The following is a 12394-nucleotide window of genomic DNA, read 5'->3' as shown; positions in this document are numbered from 1 at the left end:
TAAGGCGTCTTTAGGGTCGAGCGCATTTCGTGCCCCGTGTTATAAAATTGTAGCGAAAAAGGGCGTTGTACCTGAAAAGATGAACATTCTGCGTAGCGCGTTCTCCGCAACAGGAATAGACTGGATTCGATATTCGACAAACGATGCATAAGGTTTTCTATGACACAACAGCCACAAGCCAAATACCGCCACGACTACCGTGCGCCGGATTACCTGATTAGCGATATCGATCTGACTTTTGACCTGGATGCCACTAAAACCGTTGTCACGGCGGTGAGTCAGGTAACGCGCCAGAGCGCGACGGCGGTACCGCTGCGCCTGGACGGTGAAGACCTGACGCTGGTTTCCCTGCATATTAATGATGAAGCCTGGACTGACTATAAAGAAGAAGGCAACCAGCTGGTCATCGACAACCTGCCGGAACGCTTTACGCTGCGCATCGTGAATGAAATTAGCCCCGCTGCTAACACCGCGCTGGAAGGGCTCTACCAGTCGGGCGTGGCGCTGTGTACCCAGTGTGAAGCCGAAGGCTTCCGCCATATTACCTGGTATCTTGACCGCCCGGACGTGCTGGCGCGCTTTACCACCAAAATTATTGCCGATAAAACGCTGTATCCGTTCCTGCTCTCCAACGGCAACCGCGTTGACGAAGGCGAGCTGGAGAACGGGCGTCACTGGGTGCAGTGGCAGGACCCGTTCCCGAAGCCGTGCTACCTGTTTGCGCTGGTGGCGGGGGACTTTGACGTCCTGCGCGACTCCTTCAAAACCCGCTCGGGCCGCGAGGTGGCGCTGGAGCTGTTTGTTGACCGCGGCAACCTCGACCGTGCGCCGTGGGCGATGACTTCGCTTATCAACTCCATGAAGTGGGACGAGGAGCGCTTCGGCCTCGAATACGATCTCGACATCTATATGATCGTCGCCGTGGACTTCTTCAACATGGGCGCGATGGAGAACAAAGGCCTTAACGTCTTTAACTCCAAATACGTCCTCGCCCGCACCGATACCGCCACCGATAAAGATTATCTCGATATCGAGCGCGTTATCGGCCACGAGTATTTCCATAACTGGACCGGCAACCGCGTGACCTGCCGCGACTGGTTCCAGCTGAGCCTGAAAGAGGGCCTGACCGTCTTCCGCGACCAGGAGTTCAGCTCCGATTTGGGGTCGCGTGCGGTCAACCGCATCAACAACGTGCGCACCATGCGCGGCCTGCAGTTTGCTGAAGACGCCAGCCCGATGGCGCACCCGATTCGCCCGGATAAAGTTATCGAGATGAATAACTTTTACACCCTGACGGTGTACGAGAAGGGCGCTGAAATCATTCGCATGATCCACACCCTGCTGGGCGAAGAAAACTTTCAGAAGGGCATGCAGCTTTACTTCGAGCGCCATGACGGCAGCGCGGCCACCTGCGACGATTTCGTGCAGGCGATGGAGGATGCCTCCAACGTCGACCTGTCCCACTTCCGCCGCTGGTACAGCCAGGCCGGCACGCCGATTGTGACCGTTAAAGACGATTACAACCCGGAGACCGAGCAGTACACCCTGACCATCAGCCAGCGCACGCCGCCGACGGCCGAGCAGGAAGAGAAGCACCCCCTGCATATTCCGTTCAGCATTGAGCTGTACGACAACGAAGGAAACGTGATTCCGCTGCAGAAGGGCGGTCACCCGGTCCATCACGTGCTCAACGTGACCCAGGCTGAGCAGACCTTTATCTTCGATAACGTCTACTTCCAGCCGGTCCCGGCGCTGCTGTGCGAATTTTCCGCGCCGGTGAAGCTGGAGTACAAGTGGAGCGACCAGCAGCTGACCTTCCTGATGCGCCACGCGCGCAACGACTTCTCCCGCTGGGATGCGGCGCAAAGCCTGCTGGCAACCTACATCAAGCTGAACGTCAATCGCCACCAGCAGGGGCAGCCGCTGTCGCTGCCGGTGCACGTGGCCGACGCGTTCCGCGCGATCCTGTTGGATGAGCACATTGACCCGGCGCTGGCGGCTGAAATCCTGACGCTGCCGTCCGCAACGGAAATCGCCGAGCTGTTCGACATTATCGACCCGATCGCGATTGTGGCCGTGCGCGAAGCGCTGACCCGCACGCTGGCGACCGAGCTGGCGGACGAGTTCCTCGCGATTTACAACGCCAACAGGCTGGACGCATACCGCGTCGAGCATGCGGATATCGGCAAGCGTTCCCTGCGCAATACCTGCCTGCGCTACCTGGCGTTTGGCGAGGTCGAGCTGGCGAACGCGCTGGTTAGCAAGCAGTATCACGATGCGGACAACATGACCGACGCGTTGGCGGCCTTGGCGGCAAGCGTTGCCGCCGAGCTGCCGTGCCGCGATGCGCTGATGCAGGAATACGACGACAAGTGGTATCAGGATGGTCTGGTGATGGACAAGTGGTTCATTCTGCAGGCCACCAGCCCGGCGGCCGACGCGCTGAGCAACGTGCGCAGCCTGCTGAAGCATCGCTCCTTCACCATGAGCAACCCGAACCGCGTGCGTTCCCTGATTGGCGCGTTTGCCAGCAGCAACCCGGCCGCGTTCCACGCGAAAGACGGCAGCGGCTATCAGTTTATGGTGGAAATGCTGACCGAGCTGAACAGCCGCAACCCGCAGGTGGCGTCGCGCCTGATTGAGCCGCTGATCCGCCTGAAGCGCTATGACGCGAAGCGTCAGGCGAAGATGCGCGCCGCGCTTGAGCAGCTAAAAGGGCTGGAAAACCTGTCTGGCGATCTGTACGAGAAGATTGCTAAGGCATTAGCCTGACGTAAAAAAAGCCCGGTGGGCAGGTAAAAGCAAAACGGCAACCTCGGTTGCCGTTTTTAATGTTTTCTCCCTCTCCCGTGGGAGAGGGCATCAGCCATTAGCCTTTACCAACGCCCGCTCATTCACACCGCGCTTCATCACCCGATCCAGCACCTCCGCCTCAAGCTCCGCCAGCCTGGCCGAGCCCACGCGGCGCGGACGCGGGATATCCACCGTCAGATCCAGCCCGATTTTTCCTTCTTCTATAAGCAGCACGCGGTCCGCCATTGCCACGGCTTCGCTAACGTCGTGCGTGACCAGAATGACCGTAAAGCCGTGAGTCTGCCACAGCGAAACGATCAGCTCCTGCATTTCAATGCGCGTCAGGGCATCCAGCGCGCCGAGCGGTTCATCGAGCAGCAGCAGGCCAGGGCGATGGATCAGCGCCCGCGACAGCGCCACGCGCTGCTTTTGACCGCCCGAGAGCGCAGCGGGCCATTCACCGGCACGGTTTTCCAGCCCGACGGCGGCCAGCGCCTGGCGCGCGCTATCGCGCCAGCTACCCTTTAACCCGAGGCCGACGTTATCAATGACCGATTTCCACGGCAGCAGGCGCGCGTCCTGAAACATCATGCGCGTATCGTCCTGAATGTTCGCCAGGGGCGTCGTGCCCGCGAGGATCTCACCGCCGTTCGGCGCTTCCAGCCCGGCCAGAAGGCGCAGCAGCGTGCTTTTCCCGCCACCGCTGCGGCCCACCACGGCCACGAACTGCCCGGCGGAAATATGGAGATCCAGCGCGTTGAGGATTGTATTTTCGCCGTAGCGCTTGGTCACGCCGTTCAGCAGCAGCGGCGTTCCCTGGTTCAGTCGAGCGGTATTCATGCTTTTGCCTCCTGAAGGTTATAGGCCGGGTTCCAGCGCAGCCAGCTGCGCTCCAGCCACTGGGCGCTGACGTCGGCGAGCTTGCCGAGCAGGGCGTAGAGAATGATGGCAACCACGACGACGTCCGTTTGCAGGAACTCGCGGGCGTTCATCGCCAGATAGCCGATGCCGGAGTTGGCCGAAATGGTTTCGGCAACGATCAGCGTCAGCCACATCAGCCCAAGCGCAAAGCGCACGCCGACCATAATGGAGGGCAGGGCGCCCGGCAGAATCACATGGATAAAGAGAGAAAAACCCGACAAGCCGTAGCTGCGCGCCATCTCCACCAGCCCGCGATCGATATTGCGGATGCCGTGCCAGGTATTAATGTAAATCGGGAACAATGTGCCCAGCGCTACGAGGAAGATCTTGGCGCTCTCATCAATGCCGAACCACAGGATGACCAGTGGGATCAGCGCCAGATGCGGCACGTTGCGCAGCATCTGAACGGAGGTGTCCAGCAGGCGCTCCCCCCAGCGCGACAGGCCGCTAATCAGCCCCAGCGCCAGGCCAATGCTGCCGCCAATCGAAAAGCCAATCGCCGCGCGCCAGGAGCTGATCGCCAGGTGCTGCCACAGCTCGCCGCTGACGCTCAGCGACCAGAAGGCTTCGACGACGCCCTCAGGTGAGGGCAGTATGCGGCTCGATAGCCAGCCGACGGAGGACGCCAGCTGCCAGAAGGCGACAATGCCGACGGGCAAAAACCAGGGGGCGGCGCGCAGCAGCCATTTTTGTGCGGTGGCAGACATGGTCGCTCCTTAGCTTTGCGCCGCTTTTCGCGGAATGAACTCGTTAGCAACGGCTTCGCCCTGAAGCTGAAGCCGCTGCGGATGCGGAATCTCCGGGATGGCGACATCCAGATGCGGGAACAGCAGTTCGCCCACCTTATAGGCCTCTTCAAGATGCGGATAGCCCGAGAGAATAAAGCTGTCGATGCCCAGCTCCGCATACTCGTTGATGCGCGCCGCCACGGTTGGGCCATCGCCCACCAGCGCCGTTCCCGCGCCGCCGCGCACCAGGCCAACGCCCGCCCACAGGTTTGGGCTGATTTCCAGATTCTCTCGCTTGCCGTTGTGCAGCGACGCCATCCGGTGCTGCCCCACGGAGTCGGTTTTGGCAAACGCCGCCTGGGCTTTGGCAATGGTGGCATCATCCAGATGCGAAATCAGCCGGTCCGCGGCCTGCCAGGCCTCTTCATTGGTTTCGCGCACAATCACGTGCAGGCGAATGCCGAAGCGTACCCTGCGGCCGTGCGCTGCCGCTTTGGCGCGCACCTGATCGATTTTTTCCTTCACCAGATGCGGCGGCTCGCCCCACGTTAGGTAAAGGTCAACCTGCTCGGCCGCCAGATCCTGCGCCACGTCCGACGAACCGCCGAAATAGAGCGGCGGGCGCGGCTGCTGCACCGGCGGGAAGTAGAGCTTCGCGTCGCGAACGTGGACGTGTTTGCCCTCAAACGTCACGGTCTCGCCCTCCAGCAGGCGGCGCCAGACGCGGGTAAACTCGGCGGACGCCTCGTAGCGCTCGGTGTGATCGAGGAACACGCCGTCGCCCGCCAGCTCCTGCGGATCGCTGCCGGTCACAAGGTTAAACAGCGCGCGTCCGTTGGAGAGCCGATCCAGCGTGGCGGCCTGGCGCGCGGCCACCGTCGGGGAAACGACGCTTGGGCGCAGCGCCACGAGAAACTTCAGCCGCTGGGTGACCGGGATCATCGAGGCCGCCACCAGCCACGCGTCCTCGCAGGAGCGCCCGGTTGGGATCAGCACGCCGGTAAAACCGATGCGGTCCGCCGCCTGTGCAATTTGCTGCAGGTAGCCATGATCAACCGGACGCGACCCCTCTTCGGTACCCAGATAGTGGCCATCACCATGGGTAGGTAAAAACCAGAAAAGATTCAGACTCATGATTTGGTTCCTTCTATGCCGGCAGGCTGCCAGATACGTTCGCGAATATTGACCTGTTTAGGCACCAGGCGGTTTTGATAAAAGAGGTCGGCGGTTTGCTGCTGAAGCGCGGCGACGCGCGCGTCCACGGGGGAAATCGTGGTGGGCGGCCGATGGTCGAGGTAGCTCGCAATCACCGGCTCGGGCAGGCCCATGGTTTTTGCCAGCAGGGTAATGCTCGCCTGACGCTGGGTTTGCGTCAGCGCATCGGCCTCGGTAAAGGTATCCAGCACGCCCTGAATAAACGCGCCGTTCTTTTCCGCATACGGACGCGCGGCGAGGTAGAACGAGCCGGTCTGCTTCAGCGTGGTGCCGTCTTTTAGCACGTGCACGCCGCCCTGCAGCAGCGCGGCGGAGTAGTACGGGTCCCAGATGGCCCAGGCATCAACGTTCTTCTGCTGGAATGCGGCGCGGGCGTCGGCGGGCGTCAGGTATACGGGCTGAATGTCGGTAAACTTAAGCCCGGCCTCCTGCAGCGCGCGCAGCAGCAGGTTGTGCGAGCTGGAACCTTTCTGGAACGCCACCTTACGGCCTTTGAGATCGGCGACGCGCTTAATGTCGCTGTTTTCCGGCACCAGGATCACTTCCGCCTTGGGCTTGGCGGGCTCAACGCCGACGTAAACCAGATCCGCGCCCGCCGCCTGCGCAAAGATCGGCGGAATATCGCCGGTGCTGCCAAGGTCGATACTGCCGACGTTCAGCGCCTCCAGCATTTGCGGCCCGGCCGGGAACTCTATCCAGGAGAATTTCGTTTCAGGAAAACGCTTTTCCAGAAGCTGGTGATTTTTTGCCAGCACCATGCTGACGCTGCCTTTCTGATAGCCGATGCGCAGGCTGTCGGGCGCCGCGTCGGCCGCATTCGCCAGGGACGACAGCGCCAGCAGGGCAAAGAGTCCGATTCGGTTAAACGTTTTAAGCATGGGCTACTCCTTGCAGCTGTTTAAACGCGGGCACTTCGGCATCGCGGCGGTGCAGGGCCTGCCAGAAGGTTTCCAGCGCGCTATCGAGGCGGGTTTGCAGGTTTGGCGTGAAGTGCGGCCTGTGCTGATAATCAATTACCTGCGAATCGTCGGCAAAGACGCCGTGCAGGATCTCCTGCGCTTTCAGCGCGCTCAGCACCGGCTTGAGGGCATAGTCCACCGCCAGCAGATGGGCGATGGTGCCTCCGGTCGCCAGCGGCAGGACAACTTTGCCCTCCAGCGCGCGTTCGGGCAGCAGGTCGAGCAGGGTTTTTAGCGCGCCAGAAAACGAGGCTTTATATATCGGTGTCGCCACGATCAGTCCGTCCGCGCCGTTCAGCTGCTCGATGAGCGTCTTCAGCGCAGGGCTATCAAAGCGGGCGTACAGCAAATCCTCAGGCTCAAAGTTGTGCAGATTCCAGTGGCACACCTCCACGTTTAGCGCATTGAGCTTTTCGCGAGCATATTCCAGCAGCGAGCTGGAGCGAGAGGGAAAGCGGGGACTTCCGGCCAGGGTGATGACGCGCATGCAGGCTCCTTATAACTAATTGTTTGCTTTTATCTAACATTGATAACAATTTTAAGGAGTGTGACATCGCGGGCGTTCTGCGCTAAATGATTTATCCGCAAAATAAAAGCCATAAACTGCATAAGAAATGTGCTGACAGGTAAACGATTGCGTTTTAACCCGCTTTTTTTGCCGCAGGTCAATTCCCTTTCCGCGCCGGATCGCTGATAATCCCCTCCCGGTTTGCACACCGGGAATCCAGGAGAGTTCATGTACTACCCCTTCGTTCGTAAAGCCCTATTCCAGCTCGATCCAGAGCGCGCCCATGAATTAACGTTTCAGCAGTTACGCCGCATTACCGGAACGCCGCTGGCGGCGCTGGTGCGCCAAAACGTGCCGGAGAAACCGGTTCAATGCATGGGGCTGACGTTTAAGAATCCACTCGGCCTGGCGGCTGGCCTTGATAAGAACGGTGAATGTATTGATGCGCTGGGCGCGATGGGGTTTGGCGCTATCGAAATCGGTACGGTGACGCCGCGCCCGCAGCCAGGCAACGACAAGCCGCGCCTGTTCCGGCTGGTCGAGGCCGAAGGGCTGATCAACCGCATGGGCTTCAATAATCTCGGCGTCGATCGCCTGGTCGAGAACGTGAAAAAATCCCATTACGATGGCGTTTTAGGCATCAATATTGGCAAAAATAAAGACACGCCAGTCGAGCAGGGTAAAGATGACTATCTGATTTGTATGGAAAAAGTCTATGCCTACGCCGGTTATATTGCGATAAACATTTCATCACCGAATACCCCAGGCCTGCGCTCATTGCAATATGGCGAAGCGCTGGACGATCTTCTGAGCGGTATTAAAAATAAGCAAAATGAACTTCAGGCGATCCACCATAAATATGTTCCGGTGGCGGTAAAGATCGCTCCGGATCTTTCCGTCGAAGAATTGATCCAGGTGGCCGACAGTTTAGTTCGCCATAATATTGATGGCGTAATTGCCACCAATACGACGCTCGATCGCTTTCTCGTCCAGGGAATGAAACACTGTAACGAAGCGGGGGGGTTAAGCGGTCGTCCGGTGCAATTAAAAAGTACCGAAATTATTCGTGCCCTGTCGGTTGAATTAAACGGTCGTCTCCCGATTATCGGCGTGGGCGGCATCGACTCCGTTATCGCCGCGCGCGAGAAGATGGCGGCGGGCGCATCGCTGGTTCAAATTTATTCCGGCTTTATTTTTAAAGGCCCACCGCTGATTAAAGAAATCGTTACGCATATCTGATCTTTTGTCCTAATCAGACAACCAGGGCTTTATTTCCGGCCCTGGTTGTTTTATATTCCGTCACTGTTGCTTATTTAAACATTATAGTCTTTTATTAATGTGGCAATAAACGAAGCGGCAATCGGGACAATTTTAGAACAGGACGTTTCCGGGACGGGAGAGAAACATGCGTATTAAACCTGACGATAACTGGCGCTGGTATTTTTGCGACGAGCACGATCGAATGATGCTCGATTTAGCTAATGGCATGCTGTTTCGTTCTCGTTTTGCTCGCCGTATGTTGACCCCCGACGCCTTCTCTCCATCGGGATTCTGCGTTGAAGATGCCGCACTTTATTTCTCCTTTGAAGAGAAATGCCGCGACCTTGTGCTTTCAAAAGAGCAGCGCGCCGAGCTGGTGTTAAACGCCCTGGTCGCCATCCGTTTCCTGAAACCTCAGATGCCGAAAAGCTGGCACTTCCTTGCTCATGGCCTGAACTGGTCACCGACAACAGGCGATGCGGCGAGCGTGAACTTAAGCGATACCGCGGAAGAGGTGAACCTGCTGGTGGTAGAGCCTGGTGAAAACGCGGCGCTTTGCCTGCTGGCCCAACCCGGCGTGACGATAGCCGGGCGCATGATGCAGCTTGGCGATGCGATTAAAGTGATGAACGACAGGCTGAAGCCTCAGCTTCGCGTTGATGCATTCAGCCTCGAGCAAGCGGTTTAAGCTTCCAGCTGTACCGACGTAACGGGAACACAGCTGCAGCACAGGATCGTACCGTCTTCGCCAATCGCCGATTTTTTCAGCCCGGTAACTTCACCTTCAATCAGTTTGATGCGACAGCATCCGCAAATCCCCGCGCGGCAGGAATAGGGAACGCGTATTCCCGCTTGTTCAAGCTGCTCAAGCAACACCTGCTGGTTGTTTCCCTTGATGACTTTGCCTTCCCAGTGAATATCCACGCTCGACGCTGGCGCCGTTTCGAGATCGACGAACTCCTCTTCCTGGCCGGATCCGTACGCTCTGGCTGGGCCGCGGGCGAGGATCTCGACCTCATCACCCACGCGGATCACGCCGCTTGAGCGGGGGATGAGGTTCTGGCCGAAATCTACGTCGCCGTTATCCTGCGCGGTGCGGAAGGACTGCAGGGTTTTTAGCGGCTCGCCGGAAGGGTGCTTTTGGCCTTTCTCCGGGCTCACGGTGGTGAAAATGCAGCGGCTGCACGGCTTCACCACGTCAAAAATCACGCTGCCGATGCGAATGACCTTCCAGGTGTCCTCATCCCAGGCGTCCGCGCCCGTCACCACCAGGTTAGGCCGGAACTGCTCCATCTTTACGCTGGCCTTGCAGCGGTTTTGCAGATCGCGCAGGGACGCTTCGCTGGTGAGCAGGAAGGGGAAACCGTCGGCAAACGAAAGCGGGACGGCATCATGGCGCTTAACGCGGCGCGTTAGCTCGGGGCCGACCCAGCGCAGCTGAACGTCGCGGGCAAAAAAGCCGCTCAGCCAGCGGTTGACGTCGTCCGGGGCGATGCGCGCGGTAAAATGATTGCCCCACACTTCCGTTGGCGCATCCACGGGCGCAAAATCGCTAAAGCGCACGACGGCGCTGGAGCCGTCCGGCGCGGTCAGGTGCAGGCCGTCATGCAGTGGCGAAGGGGTAAAGCGGACCATTTGCGGGAACTGTCTTGCAGTGATAAACGTGCCGTCAGGCTCGGCGATCATAAAGATGCGATCGAAGGCAAATCCGCTCATATCGGCAAGCGCGTGAGAGACGCCAATACCGCGCATAGATTTCACCGGATGGATAAAAAGCCTGGATAACGTCGCCACTGCGCAGCCCTCAAATGAAAATAAGCCTTCAACTTTATGACATACACGCCATATTAGCTATAATGCGCGACAATTTTCTTCGAGTTAAAGTGACGATATGAATTCTCTGTTTGCCAGTACGGCCCGTGGGCTGGAAGAGCTGTTAAAAACTGAACTGGAAGCCCTGGGCGCGCAAGCCTGCCAGGTGGTTCAGGGTGGTGTCCATTTTGAGGGCGACACGCGGCTTATTTACCAGAGCCTGATGTGGAGCCGCCTGGCGTCGCGCATCATGCTGCCGATGAAGGAGTGCAAGGTCTACAGCGATCTTGACCTCTACACCGGCGTACAGATGATCGACTGGACAGAGATCTTCACGCCGGGCGGCACCTTTGCCGTGCACTTCAACGGCGTAAACGATGAGATCCGCAACAGCCAGTACGGCGCGCTGCGCGTCAAGGACGCCATCGTTGACTGCTTCACGCGTAAAAATAAAGAGCGCCCGAACGTTGACCGCGAAAATCCCGATCTGCGCATCAACGTCTGGCTGAACGGCGATACCGCCAGCATCTCCCTGGATCTGAGCGGCCACGGCCTGCACCTGCGCGGCTATCGCGACCACACGGGCATCGCGCCGATTAAAGAACCTCTGGCCGCAGCCATCGTGATGCGCTCCGGCTGGCAGCCGGGCACGCCGCTGCTGGACCCGATGTGCGGTTCCGGTACGCTGCTGATTGAAGCGGCCATGCTGGCGACCGACCGCGCGCCGGGGCTGCACCGCGGCCACTGGGGCTTTAGCGGCTGGGCGCAGCACGACGAGGCGATCTGGCAGGAGGTGAAAGCCGAAGCGCAAACCCGCGCGCGCAAAGGCCTGGCAGAATACACCTCCCGTTTCTACGGCTCCGACAGCGACCCGCGCGTGATCGAACGCGCCCGCAGCAACGCCCGCCGCGCCGGTATCGGCGAGCTGATCGCCTTCGAGGTGAAAGACGTCGCGAATTTAACCAATCCGCTGCCGAAAGGCCCGTACGGCACCGTGGTCAGCAACCCGCCGTACGGCGAGCGTCTCGACAGCGAGCCGGCGCTGATTGCGCTGCACAGCCTGCTGGGCCGCAATATGAAGGACCACTTCGGCGGCTGGAACCTCTCCCTGTTCAGCGCGTCGCCGGAGCTGCTGAGCTGCCTCCAGCTGCGCGCCGATCGCCAGTTTAAGGCGAAAAACGGCCCGCTGGACTGCGTGCAGAAAAACTATCATCTGGCCGAGAAAGCGGCGGACAGCAAGCCGTCCGGCGTGGCGGAAGACTACGCCAACCGCCTGCGCAAAAATCTCAAGAAATTTGAAAAGTGGGCGAAGCAGGAAGGCATTGAATGCTATCGCCTGTACGACGCCGACCTGCCGGAATATAACGTTGCGGTTGACCGCTACGGCGACTGGGTGGTGGTGCAGGAGTACGCGCCGCCGAAAACGGTTGATGCACAAAAGGCCCGCCAGCGCATGCTGGACGTGATCGCCGCGACCATCGGCGTGCTCGGCATTGCGCCTAACAGGCTGGTGCTGAAAACCCGCGAGCGCCAGAAAGGGAAAAATCAGTACCAGAAGATGGGCGAGAAGGGCGATTTCATCGAAGTGGGTGAATACAACGCGCGCCTGTGGGTCAACCTGACCGACTACCTTGATACCGGCCTGTTCCTCGACCACCGCATTGCCCGCCGCATGCTGGGCCAGATGAGCAAGGGCAAAGACTTCCTGAACCTGTTCTCCTATACCGGCAGCGCCAGCGTTCACGCGGGCCTGGGCGGCGCGCGCACCACCACCACGGTGGATATGTCCCGCACCTATCTGGAGTGGGCGGAACGGAACCTGCGTCTGAACGGTCTAACCGGACGTCAGCATCGCCTGATGCAGGCGGACGTGCTGGGCTGGCTGCGGGATACCGACGAACAGTTCGACCTGATCTTCATCGATCCGCCGACGTTCTCCAACTCCAAGCGCATGGAGGATTGCTTTGACGTTCAACGCGATCACCTGCGCCTGATGACCGACCTGAAGCGCCTACTGCGCAAGGGCGGCACGATTATGTTCTCGAACAACAAACGCGGATTCCGCATGGATCACGACGGCCTGGCGGCCCTGGGGCTGAAAGCACAAGAAATCAGCCAAAAAACGCTGTCTCAGGACTTCGCCCGTAACCGTCAAATCCACAACTGCTGGCTAATCTCCGCGGTCTGAAAGGAAAAAT

At 59.2% G+C, this 12394-nt stretch carries 11 protein-coding genes; 4 read left to right on the top strand and 7 right to left on the bottom strand.

Annotated features, from left to right (window positions below; genetic code table 11):
• Positions 1-159 precede the first annotated feature (159 nt).
• Positions 160-2772, top strand: a complete 2613-nt coding sequence (gene pepN / locus AB8804_RS04970; RefSeq protein ID WP_371183681.1) for an aminopeptidase N — start codon at positions 160-162, stop codon at positions 2770-2772.
• 90 nt (positions 2773-2862) lie between these two features.
• Here pepN and ssuB read toward each other — a convergent pair whose 3' ends face one another.
• Genes ssuB through AB8804_RS04940 form a run of 6 tightly spaced genes read right to left on the bottom strand, consistent with a single transcriptional unit; the run spans position 2863 to position 7354 of the window.
• Positions 2863-3633, bottom strand: coding sequence for an aliphatic sulfonates ABC transporter ATP-binding protein (gene ssuB, locus AB8804_RS04965; RefSeq protein ID WP_371183679.1), 771 nt, complete (start codon positions 3631-3633; stop codon positions 2863-2865).
• Positions 3630-4421, bottom strand: coding sequence for an aliphatic sulfonate ABC transporter permease SsuC (gene ssuC, locus AB8804_RS04960; RefSeq protein WP_371183677.1), 792 nt, complete (start codon positions 4419-4421; stop codon positions 3630-3632). Before ssuC ends, ssuB begins: the two co-directional genes overlap by 4 nt.
• Before the next feature lie 9 nt (positions 4422-4430).
• On the bottom strand, positions 4431-5576 hold the full coding sequence (gene ssuD, locus AB8804_RS04955) for an FMNH2-dependent alkanesulfonate monooxygenase (protein ID WP_371183675.1): 1146 nt from the start codon (positions 5574-5576) through the stop codon (positions 4431-4433).
• Entirely contained in the window at positions 5573-6535 is a 963-nt protein-coding gene (locus tag AB8804_RS04950; protein ID WP_371183674.1) for a sulfonate ABC transporter substrate-binding protein, read from the bottom strand. Before AB8804_RS04950 ends, ssuD begins: the two co-directional genes overlap by 4 nt.
• On the bottom strand, positions 6528-7103 hold the full coding sequence (gene ssuE, locus AB8804_RS04945; protein ID WP_371183672.1) for an NADPH-dependent FMN reductase: 576 nt from the start codon (positions 7101-7103) through the stop codon (positions 6528-6530). The genes AB8804_RS04950 and ssuE overlap by 8 nt, the downstream gene beginning before the upstream one ends.
• Positions 7104-7132: 29 nt before the next feature.
• Positions 7133-7354 carry a hypothetical protein gene (locus AB8804_RS04940; protein WP_371183670.1) on the bottom strand — a complete coding sequence of 74 codons (222 nt, stop codon included), beginning with the start codon at positions 7352-7354 and terminating at the stop codon, positions 7133-7135.
• On the opposite strand from AB8804_RS04940, the gene pyrD reads away from it, so the two are divergent.
• The gene (gene pyrD / locus AB8804_RS04935; RefSeq protein WP_371183668.1) at positions 7353-8363 is read left to right on the top strand and encodes a quinone-dependent dihydroorotate dehydrogenase; all 1011 of its coding nucleotides are present in this window, start codon (positions 7353-7355) and stop codon (positions 8361-8363) included. The genes AB8804_RS04940 and pyrD overlap by 2 nt on opposite strands.
• Before the next feature lie 166 nt (positions 8364-8529).
• Complete coding sequence (gene zapC / locus AB8804_RS04930; protein ID WP_371183666.1) at positions 8530-9072, top strand: cell division protein ZapC; 543 nt, start codon at positions 8530-8532, stop codon at positions 9070-9072.
• On the opposite strand, the gene AB8804_RS04925 is transcribed toward zapC, so the two are convergent.
• The gene (locus AB8804_RS04925; protein WP_371183664.1) at positions 9069-10178 is read right to left on the bottom strand and encodes a YcbX family protein; all 1110 of its coding nucleotides are present in this window, start codon (positions 10176-10178) and stop codon (positions 9069-9071) included. The two genes, zapC and AB8804_RS04925, sit on opposite strands and share 4 nt — an antisense overlap.
• Before the next feature lie 97 nt (positions 10179-10275).
• Here AB8804_RS04925 and rlmKL point away from each other — a divergent pair, with 97 nt between their 5' ends.
• Positions 10276-12384, top strand: a complete 2109-nt coding sequence (gene rlmKL, locus AB8804_RS04920) for a bifunctional 23S rRNA (guanine(2069)-N(7))-methyltransferase RlmK/23S rRNA (guanine(2445)-N(2))-methyltransferase RlmL (RefSeq protein WP_371183662.1) — start codon at positions 10276-10278, stop codon at positions 12382-12384.
• Positions 12385-12394: the final 10 nt, after the last annotated feature.

The organism is Enterobacter sp. KBR-315C3_2022 (assembly GCF_041399425.1).
Taxonomy (GTDB): Bacteria; Pseudomonadota; Gammaproteobacteria; order Enterobacterales; family Enterobacteriaceae; genus Enterobacter.
The sequence above is the reverse complement of the archived record's forward strand: the minus strand, read 5'-3'. Positions and strand labels throughout refer to the sequence as shown.